The 22,434-nt window shown below is 69.6% G+C and carries 20 protein-coding genes and 1 pseudogene; 11 read left to right on the forward strand and 10 right to left on the reverse strand.

From position 1 onward, the window contains the following. Nucleotides 1–314: 314 nt before the first annotated feature. The 3 genes from ACFXPL_RS06835 to ACFXPL_RS06845 all read left to right on the forward strand — a co-directional run bounded on the left by ACFXPL_RS06835 (nt 315) and on the right by ACFXPL_RS06845 (nt 3,936). The gene (locus ACFXPL_RS06835; RefSeq protein ID WP_384913610.1) at nt 315–1,385 is read left to right on the forward strand and encodes a DNA cytosine methyltransferase; all 1,071 of its coding nucleotides are present in this window, start codon (nt 315–317) and stop codon (nt 1,383–1,385) included. A gap of 66 nt (nt 1,386–1,451) precedes the next feature. Further along, nucleotides 1,452–2,669: a NaeI family type II restriction endonuclease gene (locus tag ACFXPL_RS06840; protein WP_384913613.1), complete on the forward strand. Its 1,218-nt coding sequence runs from the start codon at nt 1,452–1,454 to the stop codon at nt 2,667–2,669. A 166-nt stretch (nt 2,670–2,835) separates the two neighbouring features. Then, complete coding sequence (locus ACFXPL_RS06845; protein ID WP_384913616.1) at nt 2,836–3,936, forward strand: MrcB family domain-containing protein; 1,101 nt, start codon at nt 2,836–2,838, stop codon at nt 3,934–3,936. A 453-nt stretch (nt 3,937–4,389) separates the two neighbouring features. On the opposite strand, the pseudogene ACFXPL_RS06850 reads toward ACFXPL_RS06845, so the two are convergent. Continuing rightward, a pseudogene (locus tag ACFXPL_RS06850) lies at nt 4,390–4,575 on the reverse strand (hypothetical protein); the annotation flags it as partial. A gap of 185 nt (nt 4,576–4,760) precedes the next feature. Here ACFXPL_RS06850 and ACFXPL_RS06855 point away from each other — a divergent pair. After that, the gene (locus tag ACFXPL_RS06855) at nt 4,761–6,107 is read left to right on the forward strand and encodes a hypothetical protein (RefSeq protein ID WP_384913619.1); all 1,347 of its coding nucleotides are present in this window, start codon (nt 4,761–4,763) and stop codon (nt 6,105–6,107) included. Here ACFXPL_RS06855 and ACFXPL_RS06860 read toward each other — a convergent pair. Beyond that, nucleotides 6,085–6,618: an NUDIX hydrolase gene (locus ACFXPL_RS06860; RefSeq protein ID WP_384913622.1), complete on the reverse strand. Its 534-nt coding sequence runs from the start codon at nt 6,616–6,618 to the stop codon at nt 6,085–6,087. The genes ACFXPL_RS06855 and ACFXPL_RS06860 overlap by 23 nt on opposite strands. Nucleotides 6,619–7,001: 383 nt before the next feature. Between ACFXPL_RS06860 and ACFXPL_RS06865 the strand changes: the two genes are divergently transcribed. Further along, nucleotides 7,002–7,382: a hypothetical protein gene (locus ACFXPL_RS06865; protein ID WP_384913625.1), complete on the forward strand. Its 381-nt coding sequence runs from the start codon at nt 7,002–7,004 to the stop codon at nt 7,380–7,382. Nucleotides 7,383–7,403: 21 nt separating this feature from the next. Here the strand turns inward: ACFXPL_RS06865 and ACFXPL_RS06870 are convergent, their stop codons facing one another. The 3 genes from ACFXPL_RS06870 to ACFXPL_RS06880 form a co-directional block, all read right to left on the reverse strand. Further along, nucleotides 7,404–8,048: a LysE family translocator gene (locus ACFXPL_RS06870; RefSeq protein ID WP_384913628.1), complete on the reverse strand. Its 645-nt coding sequence runs from the start codon at nt 8,046–8,048 to the stop codon at nt 7,404–7,406. A 121-nt stretch (nt 8,049–8,169) separates the two neighbouring features. Further along, on the reverse strand, nt 8,170–8,907 hold the full coding sequence (locus ACFXPL_RS06875; RefSeq protein WP_384913784.1) for an SAM-dependent methyltransferase: 738 nt from the start codon (nt 8,905–8,907) through the stop codon (nt 8,170–8,172). A gap of 92 nt (nt 8,908–8,999) precedes the next feature. Next, nucleotides 9,000–9,875 (reverse strand): class I SAM-dependent methyltransferase, encoded by an 876-nt coding sequence (locus ACFXPL_RS06880; RefSeq protein WP_384913630.1) that lies wholly within the window; start codon nt 9,873–9,875, stop codon nt 9,000–9,002. Between the two features lie 146 nt (nt 9,876–10,021). Here ACFXPL_RS06880 and ACFXPL_RS06885 point away from each other — a divergent pair, with 146 nt between their 5' ends. After that, nucleotides 10,022–10,690: a GntR family transcriptional regulator gene (locus ACFXPL_RS06885; protein WP_384913633.1), complete on the forward strand. Its 669-nt coding sequence runs from the start codon at nt 10,022–10,024 to the stop codon at nt 10,688–10,690. Nucleotides 10,691–10,746: 56 nt separating this feature from the next. Further along, a complete protein-coding gene (locus tag ACFXPL_RS06890) occupies nt 10,747–11,988 on the forward strand; it encodes a nitrate/nitrite transporter (protein ID WP_384913787.1) in 1,242 nt (413 codons plus the stop codon). Between the two features lie 133 nt (nt 11,989–12,121). On the opposite strand, the gene ACFXPL_RS06895 is transcribed toward ACFXPL_RS06890, so the two are convergent. Beyond that, nucleotides 12,122–12,946 (reverse strand): maleylpyruvate isomerase family mycothiol-dependent enzyme, encoded by an 825-nt coding sequence (locus tag ACFXPL_RS06895; RefSeq protein ID WP_384913636.1) that lies wholly within the window; start codon nt 12,944–12,946, stop codon nt 12,122–12,124. A 161-nt stretch (nt 12,947–13,107) separates the two neighbouring features. Between ACFXPL_RS06895 and ACFXPL_RS06900 the strand changes: the two genes are divergently transcribed. Then, nucleotides 13,108–13,908: a carbon-nitrogen family hydrolase gene (locus tag ACFXPL_RS06900; RefSeq protein ID WP_384913638.1), complete on the forward strand. Its 801-nt coding sequence runs from the start codon at nt 13,108–13,110 to the stop codon at nt 13,906–13,908. Between the two features lie 78 nt (nt 13,909–13,986). After that, a complete protein-coding gene (locus ACFXPL_RS06905; protein WP_384913641.1) occupies nt 13,987–15,831 on the forward strand; it encodes an NHL domain-containing thioredoxin family protein in 1,845 nt (614 codons plus the stop codon). A gap of 66 nt (nt 15,832–15,897) precedes the next feature. Here ACFXPL_RS06905 and ACFXPL_RS06910 read toward each other — a convergent pair whose 3' ends face one another. From ACFXPL_RS06910 to ACFXPL_RS06920, 3 genes are all read right to left on the reverse strand, one after another. Continuing rightward, the gene (locus tag ACFXPL_RS06910) at nt 15,898–16,116 is read right to left on the reverse strand and encodes a DUF6458 family protein (RefSeq protein ID WP_384913644.1); all 219 of its coding nucleotides are present in this window, start codon (nt 16,114–16,116) and stop codon (nt 15,898–15,900) included. A 171-nt stretch (nt 16,117–16,287) separates the two neighbouring features. After that, on the reverse strand, nt 16,288–17,586 hold the full coding sequence (locus ACFXPL_RS06915; RefSeq protein WP_384913646.1) for a M18 family aminopeptidase: 1,299 nt from the start codon (nt 17,584–17,586) through the stop codon (nt 16,288–16,290). A 145-nt stretch (nt 17,587–17,731) separates the two neighbouring features. Next, nucleotides 17,732–19,558, reverse strand: a complete 1,827-nt coding sequence (locus tag ACFXPL_RS06920; protein ID WP_384913649.1) for an acyl-CoA dehydrogenase — start codon at nt 19,556–19,558, stop codon at nt 17,732–17,734. Between the two features lie 194 nt (nt 19,559–19,752). Between ACFXPL_RS06920 and ACFXPL_RS06925 the strand changes: the two genes are divergently transcribed. Both ACFXPL_RS06925 and ACFXPL_RS06930 read left to right on the forward strand, forming a co-directional pair. Then, nucleotides 19,753–20,229, forward strand: a complete 477-nt coding sequence (locus tag ACFXPL_RS06925) for an SseB family protein (RefSeq protein ID WP_384913652.1) — start codon at nt 19,753–19,755, stop codon at nt 20,227–20,229. Nucleotides 20,230–20,400: 171 nt separating this feature from the next. Continuing rightward, on the forward strand, nt 20,401–21,360 hold the full coding sequence (locus ACFXPL_RS06930) for a pirin family protein (protein ID WP_384913654.1): 960 nt from the start codon (nt 20,401–20,403) through the stop codon (nt 21,358–21,360). Nucleotides 21,361–21,384: 24 nt separating this feature from the next. Here ACFXPL_RS06930 and ACFXPL_RS06935 read toward each other — a convergent pair whose 3' ends face one another. Further along, nucleotides 21,385–22,293 carry an AraC family transcriptional regulator N-terminal domain-containing protein gene (locus tag ACFXPL_RS06935; protein ID WP_384913657.1) on the reverse strand — a complete coding sequence of 303 codons (909 nt, stop codon included), beginning with the start codon at nt 22,291–22,293 and terminating at the stop codon, nt 21,385–21,387. Between the last annotated feature and the right edge of the window lie 141 nt (nt 22,294–22,434).

The following is a 22,434-nucleotide window of genomic DNA, read 5'->3' on the forward strand; positions in this document are numbered from 1 at the left end:
CGGACGCCATGGTTCACCGCCGTACGCGCGCCCTGTCTGACCTGCCGCGTGAACCTCTACGGACGCCCCCGGACGGCCACGCGGACAGTTGGAAAGCGAGTGGGTAGAACAACAACAGGGGACGAGTGCTCATCGTTGCGCGGGAGCCCGGGAGCCCGGGGGCACGGCGGGGTGACCCCACGAGAGCATGGGGCCTTCCTGTCCGTGCCTCGCGGTACGCTGCATGGTCGTCGGCAAGCGACAGTCAGAGCGGGCAACCGGGGTCACCGAGCTCGGGGCACCGTCGCCCCGTAACGACACATCTGGAGACCCGAGTGCAGCCCACCAAAATCGTGGACCTCTTCGCTGGCCCCGGCGGGCTCGACGTGGCAGCGGAGACGCTTGGTGTTCCTACGGTGGGCATCGAATGGGACTCGGCGGCATGCACTACCCGCCGCGCCTCAGGTCTGGCGACCGCCGAGGGCGATGTTCGCATGTATGGACCGTCTGACTTTCCCGAGGCTGATGTGTTGGCCGGCGGTCCTCCCTGCCAGACCTTCACCGTCGCGGGAACAGGCGTGGGCCGCCGAGCCCTTGAAGAAGTCCTGAGGTTCGTCGATCGTCTCGTTGCCCGCGAGGACCGCGAAGAGATCGAGAAAGACCTTGCCAAGCTGGACGACGAGCGGACAGGCCTCGTTCTGCAACCTCTCATTTGGGCGCTCGACGCCATCGACAAGCTCGACCGCCCCTACCGGGCGATCGTCCTTGAGCAGGTGCCCGCCGTACTTCCGGTCTGGAAGGAGTACGGGAAGGCCTTGGAAAGGGAGGGCTACAAGGTCGACTGCGGCATTCTGCACACCGAAGCGTTCGGCGTACCGCAGACCCGTCGGCGAGCAGTCCTGGTCGCCCGATACGGCAAGGACCCGGTGAAGCTTCCAGCAGCGACACACCGCACTTACCGCAAGGGCGTAGCCCGAGATTCTGGGGACGCGAGTCTGTTGCCGTGGCGGACGATGGCCGACGTGGTCAGCCGACCGACCGCTTTCGAGGTCATCTCCAACTATGGCACTGGGGGCGACCCGAAGGCCCGGGGCCGCAGGCGGTCCGAAGAGCCGTCCGCCACTGTCACGGGGAAGATCTCCCGCAACCGCGTGGTCGGCCTGGACGGCTCCGAACTCGACCGCTTCTCTTTCTCCGAAGCAGGACGTCTTCAGACGTTTCCGACCAACTACCCGTGGTCTGGACGTGACGTCGGTCAGCAGATCGGCAATGCGGTGCCCCCGCGGCTAGCCATGCACATCCTCAGCGCCGCATTCGGCTGGGACGGACCCAGCGAGGACGCCCTGCAGGGACTTAACACGTGGACGGTTCGCCGGTCGGTCCAAGATGCGCCTGCCACTGTTTGACGATCGTGTCGACCGTGGTTGGGGTTCGTCGAACTTGGCTTGGTGCCTGCTGTCAGACTTCAGCGCGTGACGATACAAATGGGTTTGCCGTTCCCGCAGGATGCCGCTCAGGCCGGTATGCAGGAGTCGCGAGCGTTGGCGGCTAAGTACTCGCGCCGCAGTACGTTCCGCACATGGGACCCCCCGCGCAGGGACATGGGCAGGGTGCCGCGCGAGTGGCAGATCCAGCCCGGGCTTACGCAGTCCGTACCCGATGACCTTGCCCCGTTTGTGGAGTGGTTCCACGACCAGCCGCAGGCGCGGGAGCGCTTCCGATGGGCACTACGTGACTCCCTTGACGAATTGCTTGACGGCCGGCGGACGGGGCGCTGGGCGTACCAACACCTGACGAAGACGGAGAAGACGTATCTTGGGACGGCCGTCGAGGTGAACCTCACCAAGGAATTCGACATCGACAACGGCGCGGACCTCGACTGGTCCATCGCCGAGCTCGACATCGACTGCAAGTTCTCCAAGGATCTCGGCGGTTGGGAAATTCCGATGGAGATGTATCTGTGCGCTGCTCACGGCGACCGTGGCGGCCGTGCCAACCACGTTGCAGTCCTGACCTGGATGAACGACGACAAGAGCGAGTGGGCCGCAGGCATAGTTCGGATTACCGATGAGCGCCTGCGTTGGAGGCAGGCGCCGGATGCGAATGGTGAACTCGTTCGCGCCTATAATCAAGACAATAAGCGCAAGATCGATCCCAGCGCGAAGTCCGATGTCTACTGGCTCTGGGGTGGGCTCCAGAGAGACCTTCCGACGAACTTGCTCCTTCACCTGGAACCCGAAACACGCAAGCGGATTCTCAGTGCAAAATGGCCTGGGCGAGCCTCATCGGGACAGCAGCGGGTGAACCAGCTATTCCTTGAGGTACAGGATCGGCTCATCGGCCGCCAAACGGTGTTGACCGTCGCCCAGCAGGACGATTCGCCAAAGCGAGCCCGCGACGCACGGATACAGCTGCGTCAACGAGGCATCGTCGTGCTGGGGCACCAAGGATCACACCCCCACGCCGCCCGCGCGCTCGAATTGCCCGCACCGGTCAAGGGCGAATGGATCTCTACCCGTCTCGTTCCTGTCTCATCTGACGATGCGCGACCGAAGTTCTCGTTGGACGGCCAGTTCTGGGCGCGGGTTCGTGTGGATGAGCTGGATCTTGACCCCGTTCCAGCGCCTGACCTTCCCGACAAGAAGAAGATCGATGGGCAGAACGACTCCGGGGCTGCGCTCACCTTGTAGCGGCCTACGCAAGCGTCTCGGCAGCACGACGGCCCAGCGGATCCAGGGGCTGGGCCGTTAAACTCCATGAACAGCGCCCCGCTGTCGCCGATGCCGGCCGGGGGCGCAGTACATCTGAGATCGACTTGCGCAGCCCGATGTCAGTCCGCGTAGCTACTGTTCGGGCGTGGATGAACTTTTGAGTGAGGTGCTCGGCCTCCAGAAGGTGTGGCAGGCGAAGAACACGAAGGAGATGCAGCGCCGTGGCGTCGTCGTTCGTACCGAGATCCGTGATTGGTTGCGTCAGCATGCCGAGGCTCTCGCCGTAGCCATTGAGGTACCTCTCGACGACGTCGGAGTCGAGGGCAAGGACGGGGCAGGCCAGAGGTCTGAAGTCGCCTGGTCCCGGGTCTATTCGAAGAGCAGAACCCCGAGCGCGACCGACGGCTGGTACATCGTCTATCTGTTCAGCGCCGACGGTGAACGCGTCTACCTCTCGCTCATGCAAGGCACCACCGAGTGGATCGCTGGCGAGCTCAAGCCCCGAGAGCCGGCCGCCCTGAAGAAGCGCATCGACTGGGCTCGCCCACTCATCGAGCACCTTGCCAGCGAGCGCGCTGACTTGCTGAGGGAGATCCGCCTCAACGCTCGCACGAAGCTCGGCAAAGGCTACGAGCCCGGGACCGTCCTGGCCATTGAGTACCGACGCGATGCCATCCCCAACTCGGATGTTCTGAGCCAAGACCTGCTCTTCATGGCGCGGCTCCTAGGCCTCCTGTACAAGGCAGCGGACGACGCCACCCACATTCCCGGCGACCTGCCGGTGGAGGTCCGAGAAGCAACGCAGAGCGCGGCGACCGCCGCGAACCGCAGGAGCGCCCGCAGGGGCGGTCAAGGGTTCCTCATGACCGCCGCCGAGCGTAAGGCCATTGAGGACCGCAGCGTCCTGCTCGCCACGGAGCACTTCGAAGCCCAGGGATGGACCGTGAAGGACGTCGGCGCCAGCAAGCCGTACGACCTGCACCTGACACGAGGGGACGAGAAGCTTCACGTAGAGGTGAAGGGGACCACGTCCGACGGCAGCCAGATCATCCTGACCCGGGCCGAGGTCGAATGGCAGCGCAGGTTCGCGCCAGAGAACGCACTTGTGATCGTCCACTCCATTGAACTGAATCGCACCGTCGAACCTGTGACCGCGACCGGAGGAGTTCTCTACTGCACTTCGCCGTGGACCATCGAGGAGGAGACTCTGACCGTCATCTCATACATCCATCGAACCGGTCTGTGAGAAGGCCTGGTGGAAGCGGAAGCGTTCCTGCGGTGAACGTTCTCGCCCGTGTGGGTGACCGGGGGCGCTTGGCTTCGCCGGGGGCGAGGGGCGGCTGATAGAACTCTTTGCGGTCGGCTATGGGCGTAGCCAATTGAGGCCGTGGGCCATGTGTGGGCCAGCGAAGTACCCCTGGGGTGCAGTCCCGGAAACTAGGCAGGTCAGAGAGTCGGACGTTCACGGATGCAGACGGTCTTGAAAACCGTCGTGGCAGCGATGTCACCGTGGGTTCAAATCCCACACCCACCGCCAGATCAGAATGTGTGCAGGTCACAAGGGGTGTCTCGACTAGGGGCACCCCTTCGTCATGGAGCCCTGTCTCATCCTGACCCGCTCATGTGCCGCAACCGATGGACCCTCATCACCACCTTGCACCCACCTCTAACGACGGTGATGAGCGGTCGAACACGCCGCCTAAGGGTTGTCCCGTAAATGATCTCCGAGTTGCCTACGGCGTGGTGGGCCGTTGTGCGGGCCGCTCGTCCATCCGGCGAGTGCGAGGATGTGCATCCGGGCGATGCCGAGCATGGCGTGGTGGATGCCGTCGCCTTTGAGGCGGCAGTCGCGGAGGATCTTCCAGCTCTTCATGCGGGCCAAGACGTCTGGCCGGAGTCGCGGGAGACCCGCAACGTCATCCGTACGTCGTTCTGTCCGTTCGCCATGGTCAGGAGCATCGCGATCCGCAGGCCCGGACAGAAAGGCCAAGCGGATTACCCAACTTGGGTAACATCACCCTCGGTTGACCAAGTGCAGCGATCCGTAGTCCTCATGCCGGAGCGTGCCCGATGCCCGAGCCATCTCGCTCGAAGGAACTCCCGGTCAGTCTGCTCACGGACCCAGTCATGATCGAGGCATGCCAGGCCAGGGACTTCGGCCGCATCTTTCAGCTGGTCAAGGCGCGGGCAGGCATTTATCCGTCGATGGTCGCGCGTCGCTGCGACCTGACCCCGAGCCGCGTGGGCGAGGTGATCGCCGGACGGCGGCAGTTGCTGCACATGGACGTGATCGAACGGATCTCGGACGGGCTGCGCATCCCCGGACACATGCTCGGCCTTGCCCGCCGCTCCTGGGAGACGCCGCCCAGCCTGACGGTCACGCCCCGCCAACCGGCCGAGGAACCGGTCCCCGCTGCTGAGCCGCTGGCCGCCGGACTACCAGGGGCGGATGTCGACAGCATCCTCACTCTGGCGGCCGAGCGAGACCTCAGCCCATCGACGCTGGACGCGTTGCACTCGTCGATCGCGGACTACTGGCGCCGGGACGACGAGCACGGCGGCGAGGCCTTACGGCCTGCGGTCGTCGGGCAGCTCCGCTACGTCGTCGATCTCCTCAAGGAACAGCGTCCGGCTCCTCTGCGGGACGGCCTGCACAGCATCGCGGCCGAGCTGGCCCGGCTCACTGGATGGACCTATTTCGACGCCCGTCAGTACAACCAGGCACGCGCCTACTTCACCGAATCCCTCGGCTTGGCCAAGGCCATCGACGACCGCCAGTTCATGGCCAACGTCCTCGCCTGCATGAGCCTCCAGGCTACCTACCAGGACAAGCCCGGCGACGCCCTCGCACTCGTCACGGCCGCCCAGGACCAGGCCCGAACGGCCGCGGGGACGACACCGCGCGTGCTGGCCATGCTCGCGATGCGCGAAGCCTTCGCCCACGCCACCCTCGGCAACCACGGCGCGACCCACACTGCGATCTCGGAAGCCCACACCCAATTCGGACGGATCAGCACCGGTGATCCGGACCCGGGCTGGGTCGCCTACTTCGACGAGCCGAAGCTGATCGTGGACACCGGTATCGCGCACGGCCGCCTGGGCGAAGCCGCCTTCGCCGAACCTCTGATTGCGGACGCTCTGCGCCGAGAACACCAGACGAACCACCGAGGCCGCGCCTTCCACGCTTTCTGGCTCGCCCGCACCCAGCTCCAACGCGGCAAGCTCGACGAGGCGTGCCACACGGCCATGGACGCCCTGGCCCCGGCAGCGGCCGTCAGCTCGCAACGAGTCGCCGGCCACCTCCGGGAGTTCTACGAGCAGCTGGAGCCCTTCCGTCGGGAACCGGCCGCGGTGGCGTTCGAGGCCCGGCTCCGGGAAGTGCTGCCACACCAGGTCAGCGGATCGCCTCGTCCATAAGCAGGTACAGCAGCCCGACCAGGGAGCCGCTGCTGACGATCTCGCGACGGTCGATCATGTCCCGCACGTCGGCCAGAGGTATCCACTCGATCCGATCCGACTCGTTCTTCTCGGTCGGCGGCCCCTCGTACGTCGCCCCGTCGGCCCGGAAGACGTGGTGCTGGGAGTCGGTGATGCCGTTGGCCGGCTCGGCGTAGATCAGCGACTTGATCGGACCGGGCCGCCAGCCGGTCTCCTCCAGCACCTCACGGGCCGCAGCATCGGCTGGCGTCTCACCCTCCTCGACCAGACCCATAGGCAACTCCCATGCCCAGGCGTCCGTGATGAAGCGATGTCGCCACATCATCAGAACCTCACGCCGCTCGTTGACCACGGCGGCCACGGCCAGGTGCCGAAGCTTGACGACGTGGTGCTCCCAGCGGTTCCCGTCCGGCGTCTCGACGTCGGTGAGCCACAGGTTCACCCAGCTGTTCTCGTAGATCGGACGTTCGCCGTGGATCTTCCACTGCATCGCTGTGGCCCCTCTCGATCGGCCTCCAGCATCGCAGGGCAGGGGCTAACCAGGGGCTAACCAGGGGCTAACTAGGACTAACTAAGGCCAGGTTCGACCGGGCTTCATGTCAGGCTGACGAATACTGGCGTGTCTGTTCCTACGGGGTCGCAACCTTTCATGAAGGCTCGGCTCAGAAGGGGCTTCACGGTCGTCACCCACAACGTCTCGGCCTTCAAACCGGATCCGGCGGGTACGGCACGGCAGTTGGCCGCTTCGAGTGCGGATGTCCCCGCGGTGCAGGAAGTCACCGATGAGGCGGGAGCGGTGTACGTGAAGAGCCTGGCCTGCACGTACAAGTACCACGCGATCGAGGGTGGCGTGGGGTGTGGAGCAAGTACCCCATGACGGAGGCACGCGCCCTCGACGACGTCGTCTTGGACTGGAACGTGCGCTGTGTGGTCGAGACCCCGTACGGCAGGATCGCGGTGTACGTCACGCATCTGGACTCGGTCCGGGGCAGGTCCGAGGGCTTCGTCGTGGACGAGCGCGACCGGAACGGGGACGCGCTCGGCCGCTCGCTCGTGCCCCTCGTCTCGGGGATGCGCTCCACCCGGAACGTGGCGGGCAAGGGCTTCGGCTTCACCTGGCCGTCGTCGTTCCCGGTGACGCGCCTCGACCAGATCATGGTGAAGGGCGTGCGGCCGGCGTCCTCGTGGACCCTTCCGAGGGCGCTGAGCGACCATCTGCAGATCGCGGCGCGGCTCCAGCTCCAGGAGCCCTGAGCCCACAGGATCGGGCCCCGCTCAGTCCGCGCGGCCCGTTGCCGCGACCGTCACGCCCAGGCCGATCATCGCGAAGCCGCCCGCCCCGCTCATCAGGGACATCCGGCGTTCCGAGCGGGCGAACCAGCCGCGGGCCGCCGCCGCGCCGAGGCCCCAGAGGGTGTCCGTGACCAGGCTGATCCCGACCGGTACGAGGCCAAGCAGCAGCATCTGCGCGGGGACCTGGCCGGCCGTGTGGTTCACGAACTGCGGCAGCACGGCGGCGAAGAACACCAGGCTCTTCGGGTTGGTGACCCCGACGACGAAGCCCTCCCCGACCGTACGCAGGGTTCCGCGCGCCGGGCCCGTCCCCGCGTCCCCGGTCGGCGGCCCTGCCGCCCCGCGGTGGCGGAACGCCTGCACGCCCAGGTAGGTCAGATAGGCCGCGCCCGCGAGCTTCACCGTCAGGAACACGGTCGCCGACCGTTCGACGAGTGTCCCTATCCCCAGCGCGACCGCCACCACCAGGGCGTACGTGCCGGCCACATTGCCCAGCACCGTGGCCACCGCGCTGCGCCGGCCGTGGGCCAGCGCCCGGCCGATCACGAAGAGCACGCTGGGTCCCGGGATCACGATCATGAGCAGGGACATCGCCGTGAACGCCAGCAAGCGGTCGGTGGAGACCATGCGCATACCTCCGGCCCACGGCCGTGGGCCTGTCCCGGGCCGCGATCAGCAATCAGCGTACGGAGCCGGTGCCGCGTCCGGCAGTGGTTTTCGGCGGAGCGGCTCTCCGCCGGGCTTCACCTCACTCGGGGGTCCGGCGGAGTACGAGGGTGAGGAAGCCGAAGCTGTCGCGGTAGGAGTGCAGCCACTGTGAGCGGTGGGTGGAGGCGACGGACAGGATTTCGGCGCTGTCGGGGTCCTCGGGGTGGTCCAGGGCCCAGGTCGCCAGGGATCCGGTCCAGTACCACTCGAAGTCGTCCAGTTCCTGGCGTGTGCTGATGTGCCCGAAGACCGGGGTCCAGCCGTGGGCGGCGACGCGGTCCACGGTGGTCGCCAGGTCCTCGTACTCGCCCAGCATCTCGCGGGCCTCGGCGGTGGGTTCGCGTTCCCAGTAGGCGTCGCCGACCAGGACGCGGCCACCGGGTGCGAGGTGCCTGCGGGCGGTGTCCAGGGTGGGCAGGAGTCCGCCGAAGGCGTGGGTGGCGCCGACGCTGAGCACCGCGTCGAAGAGGTGCGGGGATGTGAACTCGGCGGCGTCCTGGTGGTGCAGGACGAGCCGTTCCCCGACCCCCAGAGCGGCCGCCTCCTTCCGGGCCTTGGCCAGGGACTGGGCCGAGTTGTCGACGCCCTCGGCGGTCACCTCCGGATGCGCGGCCAGGGTGCGCAGCAGCCAGGCCGCCTCGCCGCAGCCGAGGTCCAGTACGCGGGCGTCGCCCCGGCCCACGGTCCGTTGGAGGAGCCGGCGCACCGACTCGTCGTCGAGGGGGCTGTTGATGGGGTGATCGGTGTGTGACAGTCGGGAGATCTTCTCGCGGTCCATGGCGCGCAGCCTGGCAGCGAGGGACGTTCGTCGCATTCTCTTTTGCCTCGCCGGTGGACACGTATCGGTGCGTGCCCCCCCGCCGTCGGGCGTCAGACGGTGGCCACCAGCAGGTCCTCGCCGGTCGACGGGCGGAGGCCGTCGCTCCGGCCGGCGAAGTAGCGGTGGGCGAGGGCCGTTCCCGGTACGTGGTGGACGGTCCGGAAGCCGGCGTCCCGGGCCATCGCCAGCATCTCCTGCGGGGTGTAGAAGCTGACGAACGGTGTTCCGGCCGCTTGTGCCCGGGGTTTGGTCGCCTCCAGGGCGGGGCGGTCGGCGGCGTCGAGGAGTTCGGCCGGCAGCAGGAAGGTCAGGGCGAGCGTCGAGCCGGGGGCGAGTCCGGCGAGCCGGCGCAGGGTGGCCGTGGTGGCGTCCTCGGTGAGGTACTGGGTGACGCCGGTGGAGACGGCGACCGCGGGCCGGCCGGGGTCGAAGCCGGCGGTGGCCAGGTGGCTCCACCAGTCCTCGTGCGCCTCGAAGTCGACCGGTACCAGGCGCAGCGCGTCGGGGACTCCGTAACCCAGTTCGATCAGGCGCCGGCGCTTCCAGGCCTGGGCGCCCGGCTGGTCGATCTCGAAGACGCGCAGACGGGCGGCGAGTTCGGGTCTGCGCTGGGCGAAGGTGTCCAGTCCGGCCCCCAGGACGACGTACTGGTCGACGCCGTGGCCGGCCCGCTCCGTGACCAGGTCCTCGACGAAACGGGCACGTGCCACGACGGCCGCCCGGAACCCGCTGGTGGCGCGCGGGTCCATGTCCGGGCGGTGGAGCCACCCCTCGTCGGGGCCGGCCAGGCGCAGGCCGACCTCGTCCTCGAACACGTGGGGCGGCGGGTCCACCTGTACGTGCATCGCCCGCCAGAGGGCGACCCGTACCGCGCTGCTGTCCGGTGTCGCGCCCGCCGCGCCCGCCGGGTTCTGTCTGTCGGCCACGTGATCTCTCCTCGCGCTCGGTCCTGGCCGGATTCTGGGGGCTCCGCCGGGGCGCGGGGGGCGCGTCACCGGCCTGCGGCGGAGGTGTACGTCCGTATGGCGGAATGGATTTTCTGTTGCACCTCTCTTGTATCTATGATGCGTCCATGCCGCCCGTGCCCGCTCCCGCCGCCCCCATGAAGCAACCGCCCGCCGCCGACCGCGTCTACAGCCATGTCAAGGAAGCCGTACTCGAACGCCGTTACGAGGGTGGCACGCTGCTCACCGAAGGGGAGCTGGCCGAGGCCGTCGGGGTGTCCCGTACCCCCGTACGCGAGGCCCTGCTCAAGCTGGAGGTCGAGGGGCTGATCAAGCTCTATCCGAAGAAGGGCGCGCTCGTCCTCGCCGTCTCCGCGCAGGAGATCGCGGATGTCGTCGAGACCCGGCTGCTGGTCGAGGAGTTCGCCGTACGGAAGGGCGTGCCCGCGTCCGCGGCGTTCCTCGTGCGGCTGGAGGAGCTGCTGGAGGAGCAGCGGCAGCGAGCCGAGGAGGGGGATCTCGGGGCGGTCGCCGTCTCCGACCGGTGCTTCCACGCCGAGATCGTGCGCAACGCGGGCAACCAGATCCTCTCCAAGCTCTACGACCAGCTCAGGGACCGGCAGCTGCGGATGGGCGTCGCCGTGATGGAGGCGCATCCCGACCGGATCGCCAAGAACGTCACCGAGCACGCCGAACTGCTGGAGGCCATCAGGGCGGGCGACGCCGACGGCGCCGCCGCCTGTGTGCGCCGCCACGTCAGCCGGGTCAAGGTGCTGGTCCGGGGTGAGGACTCGTGAGCGCGGTCTCCGTCACCCTGCCCGGCGATCCGCCCGGCGGCCGGCGCGCCACCTGGATGTGGGGCATCGGCGTCGCCGTCTACTTCGTCGCCGTCATCTTCCGTACGAGCCTGGGCGTGGCCGGTCTCGACGCCGTCGAGCGCTTCCACATCAACGCCTCGGCCCTGTCGACGTTCTCGATCCTCCAGGTGCTCGTGTACGCGGGCATGCAGATACCTGTCGGGCTGATGGTCGACCGGCTGGGCACGAAGAAGGTGCTGACCCTCGGCGTCGTGCTCTTCACCGTCGGGCAGCTCGGCTTCGCGCTCTCCCCCTCGTACGGCACGGCCCTCGCCGCCCGCGCGCTGCTCGGCTGCGGCGACGCGATGACCTTCATCAGCGTGCTGCGGCTCGGCACCCGCTGGTTCCCGGCCCGGCGCGGGCCGATGATCGCCCAGGTCGCCGCGTTGTTCGGGATGGCGGGCAACCTCGTCTCCACCATCTTCATCTCCCGCACCCTGGGCTCCCTCGGCTGGGCCACCACGTTCGCCGGCAGCGCGCTGGCCGGGGTGCTCGTCCTCGTCCTGCTGCTGCTCTTCCTCAAGGACCACCCGGAGGGGCACGAGCCGCCGCCCGCCGAGCACGCGGGAGCCGCGTACGTACGGCGGCAGATCGCGGCGTCCTGGCGCGAGCCCGGCACCCGGCTGGGGATGTGGGTGCACTTCACCACCCAGTTCCCGGCGATGTTCTTCCTGCTGCTCTGGGGGATGCCGTTCCTCGTCGAGGCGCAGGGCCTGTCCCGCGCCGTCGCGGGGGAACTGCTGACCCTGATCGTGCTCTCCAACATGGTCGTCGGGCTGGTGTACGGCCAGGTCATCGCCCGGCACCACGCGGCCAGGGTGCCGCTCGCCCTCGGTACGGTCGGGGCGACCGCGCTGGTCTGGGTGGCGATCGTGCTGTACCCCGGCGACCACGCGCCCATGGCTCTGCTGATCACGCTCTGCGCGGTGCTCGGCGCCTGTGGGCCCGCGTCGATGATCGGCTTCGACTTCGCCCGGCCCGCGAACCCGCCCGAGCGTCAGGGCACGGCCTCCGGAATCGTCAACATGGGTGGTTTCACGGCCTCGATGACGACGCTTCTCGCGGTCGGTGTCCTGCTGGACGCCACCGGCGACAACTACCGGATCGCGTTCTCGTCCGTCTTCGTCCTCCAGGCGGCCGGGATCGCGCAGATCCTGCGGCTGCGTTCGCGCACCGCGCGGCGCGAGCGGGAGCGGCTGGTGGCGAGCCGGGTGGAGGCCGTGCACGTCCCCGTCTGAGCCTTGAGCTGCCGGGCCCTGAGCTGCCGGGCCCTGAGCTCCGGGGTTCCCGGGCCCTGAGCCCTGAGGACCCGGGCCCTGAACCCCGGGCCCGTCCTGAACCGAGGGCCCGGGAGCTACGGGACCTACGGGGCTACGGGGTGACGGCGAAGTTCCGCAGGATCGCCTCCGCCAGCTCCTGGTCCCCGTCCAGCTTCAGCCGGTCCTCCACCGCCGCCGGCCGCACCCGTCCGCACGCCAGCCGGAAGTACGTCTCCCAGTCCGTCGCGAGCGTCACCACGGGGCCGAGCGAGGGCGAGCCGTCGATCGAACCACGGCCGTCCGCGTTCACCCGTACCGTACGGAGGAACTCCACCGGGCCGCTCACATCGATGACGACCGCCGAATTCGGCGGCGCGCCCGCGTCCTTGGCGACGACCTTCGGCAGCGCGGCCAGCAGCAGGTCACGGGCGACCAGGGCGCCGGGGGAGTCCAGGTTCCCGGGCCTGTTCAGCGCGGAGCGCAGGTCCTGTTCGTGCACCCAGATGTCGAACGCCCGCATCCGCATGGCGGTTTCCAGCGTCTGCTCGGCGCCGAGCGGCGCGCGGACCATGGTGTCGGGCGCGCGGGTCTCGTTCCGCAGCTGCCGGTTGCGGCGGATGACCGTGTACTCCAGCTCGGCGGTCATCTCCGGCGCGGTGTGGTGGCGCCGCACATCGACCTGCATCTCCATGTAGCGGGTGTGGTCGTCCCGTACGTGATAGAGATCGCGGGGCAGTGAGTGGATCGGCCGCGGGTCCCCGAGCATCTCGCAGTCCAGACCGATGACATGCGAGACGATGTCCCGCACCGACCAACCGGGGCACGGGGTGCGCCGGTTCCATTCGCCTTCGACGAGCGGCTGCACCAGCTCGGCTATGGCCTCGATGGAGTGGGTCCAGGCGTCGGCGTAGTTCTGAAGGCTGGGATGGACGGTCACGGGACCCCTCGGCGGTTCTGCGGTACGCGGGCTGGCGGGCGGCTGCGGGCTGCGTGGGAGGTTCGGCAGCTAAGTTACGCTGCCCGATGGCACCCCGGCAGTGCTTTCGTGTGACGATCGTAGGCCCGTGTTGACGGCTCGAATGCCAGGACGGTGGTACTGTGCGCGCTTCGCTGATCCAGATCGCGGTAGACCCGGACGAATCGTTCGAAGCCCGCAGGCGGCGCGTCGCCGCGCTGGTACGGGAACAACGTGGCGCTGATCTCGTCGTCCTCCCGGAGCTGTGGCCGGTCGGGGCGTTCGCGTACGAGTCCTTCGCGGCGGCGGCGGAGCCGGTGGAGGGGCCGACCTTCGCGGCGCTGTCCGGCGCCGCGCGCGACGCGGGGGTCTGGCTGCACGCCGGCTCCGTGGTGGAGGCGGGGGAGAACGGCGCGCTGTTCAACACCTCGCTGGTCCTCTCCCCCGACGGCGAGCTGGTCCGTACGTACCGCAAGATCCACCGATTCGGCTTCGACCAGGGCGAGGCGGCGCTGATGGACGCGGGCGGCGAACTCGTCACCGTACGGCTGCCGGAGGCCACCCTCGGCCTCGCCACGTGTTACGACCTCCGCTTCCCGGAGCTGTTCCGCGGGCTGATCGACGCGGGCGCCGAACTGCTCGTCGTACCGGCGGGCTGGCCCGCGCGCCGGCGCGGGCACTGGACGCTGCTCGCGCGGGCGCGCGCCGTGGAGAACCAGGCGTACGTCCTGGCCTGCGCCACCGCCGGGACGCACGCCGGGGTGGAGCAGTCGGGGCACAGCATCGTCGTGGACCCCTGGGGCGAGGTGCTGGCCGAGGCGGGCACCGGCGAAGAGGTGCTGGTCGTGGAGGTGGACCCGGCGGAGGTCGCCAGGACGCGCGAGCGGTTCCCGGCGCTGAAGGACCGGCGACTCGGCCTCGCGCCGCCCCCGCGGCGCCGCTGAGCGCCACCGTGCGGCCGCGGCCTGAGGGTACGGGTGGTGCCGGTGTGCGGGCCGGTTCGGGAGTGGCACCCTTGAACCATGACCGACGCGACCCCCGCCCCCGCCCGCCGCGCCCGCGTGCGCGCCCCCGAACTGATCGGCAAGGGCGGCTGGCTCAATACCGGCGACACCTCCTACACCCTCGCCGACCTGCGGGGACGCATCGTCATTCTCGATTTCTGGACCTTTTGCTGCATCAACTGTCTGCACGTCCTGGACGAGCTGCGGGAGCTGGAGGAGAAGCACCGGGACACCGTGGTGATCATCGGCGTCCACTCGCCGAAGTTCGTGCACGAGGCCGAGCACCAGGCCGTGGCCGACGCCGTCGAGCGGTACGAGGTGCACCACCCGGTCCTGGACGACCCCGAGCTGGCGACCTGGAAGCAGTACGCGGTACGGGCCTGGCCCACGCTCGTCGTGATCGACCCCGAGGGGTACATCGTCGCGCAGCACGCGGGTGAGGGGCACGCGCACGCCCTCGCGAAGCTCGTGGAGGAGCTGGAGGCCGAGCACGCGGCCAAGGGCACGCTGCGGCGCGGGGACGGCCCTTACGTGCCGCCGGAGCCCGTCGCGACCGATCTGCGCTTCCCGGGCAAGGTACTGGAGCTGCCCGGCGGCCACCTCCTCGTCTCGGACTCGACCCGGCACCAGCTCGTGGAGCTGGACGCGGACGCGGAGACCGTCGTACGGCGCGTCGGCAGCGGGCAGCGCGGCTTCGGCCCCGACGCGTTCAGCGAGCCGCAGGGGCTGGCGCTGCTGCCCGACGGGCGGGTGATCGTCGCGGACACCGTGAACCACGCGCTGCGTACGTACGACCCGGTCAGCGGCGCGATCGAGACCGTCGCCGGGACCGGCGGGCAGTGGTGGCAGGGAGCGCCGACCTCGGGCCCCGCCCTGGAGGTGGCGCTCTCCTCGCCGTGGGACGTCGCCTGGTGGGCGGACCGGGTGTGGATCGCGATGGCCGGGGTGCACCAGCTCTGGACGTACGACCCGGCCACCGGGACCGTCGAGGCCGCGGCCGGCACGACCAACGAGGGGCTGGTGGACGGGGACGCCGCCGAGGCGTGGTTCGCGCAGCCGTCCGGGCTCGCGGCGGCCGGGGACCGGCTGTGGATCGCGGACTCGGAGACCAGCGCGCTGCGGTACGTCGAGCGCGGCACGGACACGGGCACCGAAGGGGACGGGGACCGGTTCGTGATCCGTACCGCCGTCGGCACCGGGCTCTTCGACTTCGGGCACCGCGACGGCCCCGCCGCGCAGGCCCTGCTCCAGCACCCGCTGGGGGTCACCGCGCTGCCCGACGGCTCCGTCGCCGTCTGCGACACGTACAACCACGCGCTGCGCCGCTACGATCCCGCGACCGGCGAGGTGACCACCCTCGCCACCGATCTGCGCGAGCCGAGCGACGCCGTTCTGGTGGGGGAGGACATCGTCGTCGTCGAGTCCGCGCGGCACCGGCTGACGCGGCTGCGGCTGCCCGAGGAGGCGGTGCGCGTCGAGTCCGTCGCCCACCGCACGCGGCGGGCGGCGACCGAGGTCGCGCCGGGCGCGCTGCGGCTGGACATCGTCTTCACGGCGCCGACCGGGCAGAAGCTCGACACGCGGTACGGCCCGTCCACCCGGCTGCTGGTCTCGGCGACCCCGCCCGAACTGCTGCTGGAGGGCGCCGGCGCCGGTACGGATCTCGGCCGCGACCTGGTGCTGGCCCCGGATGTCACCGAGGGGGTGCTGCACGTGTCCGCGATGGCCGCCTCGTGCGACGACGACCCGCTGAACGAGTACCCGGCCTGCCATGTCCACCAGCAGGACTGGGGCGTTCCGCTCGTGGTCGGTGACACGGGGACGTCGCGGCTCGGGCTCGTGCTCGCCGGGCTCGACGCGTAGCCCCGGCCGGAAGCCGTCCGGCCGGGGGCCGTCCACGCGCGCGTCGTCCGCTCGTGGGCCGTCACGTCAGAAACGCTGGTCCCGGTCCACCACCGTGGGTGCGACCGGGGTGACGATCGCCCTGCGGCGGCGCGCGATGCTGGTCATGACGGCGGTGCCGATGATGCCGACGGCCATCATGATGACGCCGACCAGGTCGAGGTTGACGCTGTCGAGTTCCCAGTCGGTCGCGAACGTCAGGATCGCGCCGACCGCGATGAGGGTGATGCATCCGCCTATGCCCATGGGGCCCGCCTCTTCACAGGAGTCGTGTCGTTCCGGGTGTCGCTCCTGCTTCGGGTACCCCTGACCGGAACGGCCATGCGGGCGGCGGACGTCCGGCCGGCCCGCCGGCCTCGCGGAGCGGCCCGCAGGCCCGTGGGCACGTGGGCCGCTCCGGCACGTACGGCCGGCTGCTCAGCCCGCGAGGAAGGACACCAGCGCGTTCGCCAGGAGGTACGGGTCCTCCGCGCCGCACAGCTCGCGCGCGCTGTGCATCGACAGGATGGCCACGCCGATGTCGACGGTCTGGATGCCGTGCCGCGCGGCGGTGATCGGGCCGATCGTCGTACCGCACGGCATCGCGTTGTTGGAGACGAACGTCTGCCACGGCACGCCCGCCCTCTCGCAGGCCTCGGCGAACACGGCCCGGCCGCTGCCGTCCGTCGCGTACCGCATGTTCACGTTGACCTTGAGGATCGGGCCGCCGTTGGCGCGCGGGTGGTGCGTCGGGTCGTGGCGCTCGCCGTAGTTGGGGTGGACGGCGTGTCCCGTGTCCGACGACAGGCAGACCGTGCCGGCGAAGGCCCGGGCGCGGTCCTCGTACGTTCCCCCGCGGGCGAGCACCGAGCGCTCCAGGACCGTGCCGAGCAGCGGGCCCTCGGCGCCGGTGTCCGACTGGGAGCCGTTCTCCTCGTGGTCGAAGGCGGCGAGCACCGGGATGTACGGCAGCGGCGTGCCGGAGTCCGTCGCGACGGCGGCGAGCGCCGCCGTACCCGCGTGCACCGACAGCAGGTTGTCCATCCGCGGGCCTGCCACCAGCTCGCGGTCCCTGCCGAGGTACGAGGGCGCCTCGATGGCGTGCGGCATCAGGTCCCAGCCGGTGATCTCGTCGGCCTCGACGCCCAGTTCCTCCGCGACGAAGCGGATCAGGTCGCCCTCCTCGGGCTCCCCGAGGCCCCAGATCGGCTGCATGTGCCGCTGCCTGTCCAGCTTCAGGCCGTCCGTGTTGACCGAGCGGTCGAGGTGGACGGCGAGCTGCGGGACGCGCAGCAGCGCGCGGTCGACGTTGACCAGCCGGTGCGAGCCGTCGCGCAGGGTGACCCGGCCCGCCAGCCCCAGATCGCGGTCGAGCCAGGTGTTGAGCAGCGTGCCGCCGTACACCTCGACGGCGATCTGGCGCCAGCCGTAGGAGCCGCTGTCCGGCAGGGGCTTCACGCGCAGGTTCGGCGAGTCCGTGTGCGCGCCGACGATCCGGAACGGGGTGTGCGGCGCGGCGCCCTCCGGCACGAACCAGGCGATGAGCGCGCCGCCGCGCACGACGTACCGGCCGCCCTTCGACCCGTCCCAGGCGTCCGTCTCCCGCACCTGCCGGAAGCCGGCCTTCTCCAGGCGCTGCGCGGCGTTCGCCACGGCGTGGTACGGCGACGGGCTGGCCGCGAGGTAGGACATGAGGTCGTCGGTGTGGCCGCGGTCGAAGCGGGGGGAGGTGCTCATGGGCCCAACCCTAACGACGGGGTCCGTGACCGGCCCTGCCAGTGGTCGTGAAAGGCCGTGCGGGCCGTCCGGCGCACGGCGTGCGGCAGGGCACCTCCCGCGCCCGGTGCGCGGAGAGATGCCCTGCCGTCGGGGGCGGTGCTCGTCAGAACGCTGCCTCGTCCAGCTCCATCAGCGTGCTGTCGACGGACTCGGCGAGCGCCCGCTCCGTCGCGAGGCCCGGCAGCACGTTCGTGGCGAAGAACTTCGCCGCCGCGATCTTGCCCTGGTAGAAGGCCACGTCCTTGGAGGTGGCCGTCTCCAGCTTCTCCGCGGCCACCGCGGCGCCGCGCAGCAGCAGGTAGCCGACGACCACGTCGCCCGAGGCCATGAGGAGGCGGGTGGTGTTGAGGCCGACCTTGTAGATGTGCTTGACGTCCTCGCCGGTCGACGTGAGGTCGGTCAGCATCGCGCCGACGATCGCCTCCAGGTCGGCGGCGGCGCGGGCGAGCGCTTCGCGGGCCGGGGCCAGCTCCGTACCGCCCGTGCCGACGGCGAGGAACGTCTTGATCTCCTCGGAGAGGGTGTTCAGCGCCTGGCCCTGGTCGCGGACGATCTTCCGGAAGAAGAAGTCCTGGCCCTGGATCGCCGTCGTCCCCTCGTAGAGGGTGTCGATCTTGGCGTCCCGGATGTACTGCTCGACCGGGTACTCCTGGAGGTATCCGGAGCCGCCGAAGATCTGGAGGGCCTGCGCGAGCTGTTCGTACGAGCGCTCGGAGCCGTACCCCTTGACGATCGGCAGGAGCAGGTCATTGAGGCCGTGCAGCGCCTTCGTGGGCTCGCCCTCGGCTTCCTTGAACGCGATCTCGTCCTGCACCGAAGCCGTGTACATCACCAGGGCGCGCATGCCTTCCGCGTACGCCTTCTGCGTCATCAGCGAGCGGCGTACGTCGGGGTGGTGCGTGATGGTGACCTTGGGGGCGCGCTTGTCCATGAACTGCGCCAGGTCGGGGCCCTGGACGCGCTCCTTGGCGTACTCCAGCGCGTTCAGGTAGCCGGTGGAGAGGGTGGCGATCGCCTTCGTGCCGACCATCATCCGCGCGAACTCGATGATGCGGAACATCTGGCGGATGCCCTCGTGCTTGTCGCCGATCAGCCAGCCCTTGGCGGGGTGGCGGTCGCCGAAGGTCAGCTCGCAGGTGTTGGACGCCTTGAGCCCCATCTTGTGCTCGACGTTCGTCGCGTAGACACCGTTGCGCTCGCCCAGCTCGCCGGTCTCCCAGTCGAAGTCGTACTTCGGCACGAGGAAGAGCGAGAGACCCTTGGTGCCCGGTCCCGCGCCCTCGGGGCGGGCGAGGACGTAGTGGAGGATGTTCTCCGACATGTCGTGCTCACCTGAGGTGATGAAGCGCTTCACGCCCTCGATGTGCCAGGTGCCGTCCTCCTGCTCGACGGCCTTCGTGCGGCCCGCGCCGACGTCCGAGCCCGCGTCCGGCTCGGTGAGGACCATCGTGGAGCCCCACTGGCGTTCGACGGCGATCGCGGCGATCTTCTTCTGCGCCTCGTTGCCCTCGTCGTGCAGGACGCCGGCGAAGGCCGGGCCCGAGGCGTACATCCACACGGCGGGGTTGGCGCCGAGCAGCAGCTCCGCGTAGGCCCAGATCAGGGAGCGCGGGGAGGTCGTGCCGCCGATCTCCTCCGGCAGGCCGAGACGCCAGTACTCGGAGTCCATGTAGGCCTGGTAGCTCTTCTTGAAGGCGGCCGGGACCGGCGCCGTGTTCGTCTCCGGGTCGAAGACCGGCGGGGTGCGGTCGGACTCGGCGAACGACGTCGCGAGTTCGTTCTCGGCGAGGCGGGTGACCTCTTCGAGGATGCTCCTGGCGGTCTCGACGTCCATCTCCGCGAACGGGCCCGTCCCGTACAGCTTGTCGCGCCCGAGGACCTCGAAGAGGTTGAACTCGATGTCGCGGAGATTCGACTTGTAGTGCCCCATGGCGACGACTCCGTAAGGATCGGGAAGGCAGAGACGGATCGGCGGATCCCTCATGCGTATGCCAGTACTGGTTGGTAGCTACCGATGATGCTACCCATCGGTAATAAGATGCAACCCCGCACCGGGACCCAGGGGCGATGTGTGACGTGGTAGACGGGCTCCCGGCGGCGCCATTCCTCAGTACTCTTGCGTCCATGTACGGCTACGACCAGAACATGGGCGCTCAGCAGCAGTACGCGCACCCGCAGCAGCAGCCGATGGGCGGGACCGGCGCGGGCGGGTACGCCGAGCAGCCGCTGTATCCGGAACCGTCGCCTCCGTCGCTCGGCGACGCCGTGCGGGCGTTCACGACGGGCTCGCTCCAGGCCGAGGACTTCCAGCAGATCTTCGCGACGTCGAAGGTCTACTGCCCGCGGGGCGACAACCCCGGGTTCCTGGCGCTGCACAACACGCAGCAGCCGGTGATCCCCATGTTCAGCACGCTCAAGGAGCTGCGGCGGTACGCGGGCAAGGAGTCGAAGTACTTCGTGATCACCGGCGCGGAGGTGATCGACCTGCTGCCGACGGGGTACGGCTTCGTGCTCGACATGGAGGGCGAGCACCGGATGGTCTTCGACGCGAAGGCGGTCGAGCAGATGGTGGACTTCGCGATGAGGCGCATGTACGGCTGAGCGAGCCGTTCCCCGATCCGACGAGGGTCCGTACCGCACCGGTACGGGCCCTTTCCGTCGGCGCCCGAGGGTGCTTTCGGGGGTGCTCTGGAAGCGGCCGGGAATGCGGCACGCCTTGCAGGATGTTCACCGTTCAACTAACTTGGCGCACAAGAGCCTGAGGAGGCCGTCATGCCCGCAGTGACCGTCGAAAACCCGCTGACCCTGCCCCGTGTGGCGGCCCCGGCCGATGCCGTGGCCCGTCCCGTGCTCACCGTCACGACCGCGCCCGCCGGCTTCGAGGGCGAGGGGTTCCCGGTGCGCCGCGCGTTCGCGGGGATCGCCTACAAGCACCTCGACCCGTTCATCATGATGGACCAGATGGGTGAGGTGGATTACGCGCCGGGAGAGCCGAAGGGGACCCCCTGGCACCCGCACCGCGGCTTCGAGACGGTCACGTACCTGATCGACGGCACGTTCATACACCAGGACAGCAACGGCGGCGGCGGGACCATCCAGAACGGCGACACCCAGTGGATGACGGCGGGCTCCGGCCTGCTGCACATCGAGGCGCCGCCGGAGTCGCTGGTCACGTCCGGCGGGCTCTTCCACGGACTCCAGCTCTGGGTGAACCTGCCGGCCTCCGACAAGATGATGGACCCGCGCTACCAGGACATCCGCGGCGGCCAGGTCCAGCTCCTGACCTCGCCCGACGGCGGTGCGCTGCTGCGGGTCATCGCGGGAGCCCTGGACGGCCACGAGGGTCCCGGTGTCACGCACACCCCGATCACGATGATCCACGCCACGCTGCGGCCGGGCGCCGAGGTGACGCTGCCGTGGCGCGAGGACTTCAACGGCCTCGCGTACGTCCTGGCGGGCCGCGGCGCGGTCGGCACGGAGCGGCGGCCGGTCCACAGCGGCCAGACCGCGGTCTTCGGCGCGGGCGGCTCGCTCACCGTACGGGCCGACGCGACGCAGGACGCGCACACGCCGGACCTGGAGGTCGTCCTCCTCGGCGGGCAGCCGATCCGGGAGCCGATGGCGCACTACGGCCCGTTCGTGATGAACAGTCACGCCGAGCTGAAGCAGGCCTTCGAGGACTTCCAGGCGGGCCGCCTGGGCACGGTCCCCGCGGAGCACGGCGCCCGCTGAGGACCGCTCCGCCGGCCCCGAGGCTCAGACCCGCCCGTCGGTGGGCGTACGGACGGGGGCCGGGCGGGCGCGGAGGCGGGCCGCGTCCTGGCCGGGCGGGAGGCCGTAGGCGCTGCGGTACTCGCGGCTGAACTGGGTGGCGCTCACGTAACCGACCGCCTGGGCGATCTGGGCGGCGGTGGCGTCACCGGTGGCCAGCCGCCGGCGGGCCTCCTGCAGCCGCAGGTGTTTCTGGTACTTCAGCGGGCTCATGCCCGTGGTCGCCTTGAAGTGCCGGTGCAGGCCGGCCGGGCTCATGTGCGCGGCGGTGGCGATCGCGTCGATGCTCAGCGGCTCCGCGTAGCGCTCGCGGATCCACCGGGCCACCTCGCGCACCCGGCTCGCGGTCGAGCCGGCCAGCGACCACTGGCGCAGGAGGGGGCCGAGCGAGCCGCGCAGCAGCCGGTAGTGGATCTCGCTCTCGATCCGGGGCGCGAGGGGGCCGATGTCCTCGGGGGAGTCGAGGAGTTCGACCCAGCGGGTGACCGCGTCGACCAGTTCCGGTGTCATCTCCGCGCTGACCTGCCCCACCGCTGTCGCCGCCGCCGACGGCGGTGCGGCCGGGCCGGTCCCGTCCAGTTCGACGAGCAGGGCGGCGAGCGCCCGGCTGTCGAGCCGCATGACGGCCGAGCGGTACGGCGTCTTCTCCAGGGCGACGGCCATGGGCAGGTCGATCGTGGTGAGCAGCAGGTCACCGGCGTGCGCGACCTCGCAGAGGTCCCCCGAGGTGGTGCGTTTCGCGCCGTCGGTGACGAAGCAGATCATCGGTTCGTACAGCAGGTCGGCGTGTTCGACGGGTTCGTCGACCGAGACCAGGGTGAGCCGGGGGATCCGGGTCTCCGAACTCGGTCCGGCGCAGTGCCGGTCGATGGCCGCGGTGAGCCGGTCCAGCACGGCGGGACTCCTTGTCCGGAGAGTCGGGGGGGGGGGGGGGGGGCTTTGAAACCAGGGGAGAGAATCCGGAGGGGGCAGATAGGAACACGCAATACTACGCCACTTTGGCCCCAAACCACCCGGGTACCGCGCGCCAAGCCA

The sequence above is a fragment of the Streptomyces sp. NPDC059092 genome (assembly GCF_042756365.1).
Taxonomy (GTDB): domain Bacteria; phylum Actinomycetota; class Actinomycetes; order Streptomycetales; family Streptomycetaceae; genus Streptomyces.

Coding starts and splice junctions, on each gene's coding strand:
- ACFXPL_RS06855 (WP_384913619.1), top strand. CDS start 4,761: ATGCCCGAGCCATCTCGCTCGAAGGAACTCCCGGTCAGTCTGCTCACG.
- ACFXPL_RS06860 (WP_384913622.1), bottom strand. CDS start 6,618: ATGCAGTGGAAGATCCACGGCGAACGTCCGATCTACGAGAACAGCTGG.
- ACFXPL_RS06865 (WP_384913625.1), top strand. CDS start 7,002: ATGACGGAGGCACGCGCCCTCGACGACGTCGTCTTGGACTGGAACGTG.
- ACFXPL_RS06870 (WP_384913628.1), bottom strand. CDS start 8,048: ATGGTCTCCACCGACCGCTTGCTGGCGTTCACGGCGATGTCCCTGCTC.
- ACFXPL_RS06875 (WP_384913784.1), bottom strand. CDS start 8,907: ATGGACCGCGAGAAGATCTCCCGACTGTCACACACCGATCACCCCATC.
- ACFXPL_RS06885 (WP_384913633.1), top strand. CDS start 10,022: ATGCCGCCCGTGCCCGCTCCCGCCGCCCCCATGAAGCAACCGCCCGCC.
- ACFXPL_RS06890 (WP_384913787.1), top strand. CDS start 10,747: ATGTGGGGCATCGGCGTCGCCGTCTACTTCGTCGCCGTCATCTTCCGT.
- ACFXPL_RS06905 (WP_384913641.1), top strand. CDS start 13,987: ATGACCGACGCGACCCCCGCCCCCGCCCGCCGCGCCCGCGTGCGCGCC.
- ACFXPL_RS06910 (WP_384913644.1), bottom strand. CDS start 16,116: ATGGGCATAGGCGGATGCATCACCCTCATCGCGGTCGGCGCGATCCTG.
- ACFXPL_RS06915 (WP_384913646.1), bottom strand. CDS start 17,586: ATGAGCACCTCCCCCCGCTTCGACCGCGGCCACACCGACGACCTCATG.
- ACFXPL_RS06920 (WP_384913649.1), bottom strand. CDS start 19,558: ATGGGGCACTACAAGTCGAATCTCCGCGACATCGAGTTCAACCTCTTC.
- ACFXPL_RS06925 (WP_384913652.1), top strand. CDS start 19,753: ATGTACGGCTACGACCAGAACATGGGCGCTCAGCAGCAGTACGCGCAC.
- ACFXPL_RS06930 (WP_384913654.1), top strand. CDS start 20,401: ATGCCCGCAGTGACCGTCGAAAACCCGCTGACCCTGCCCCGTGTGGCG.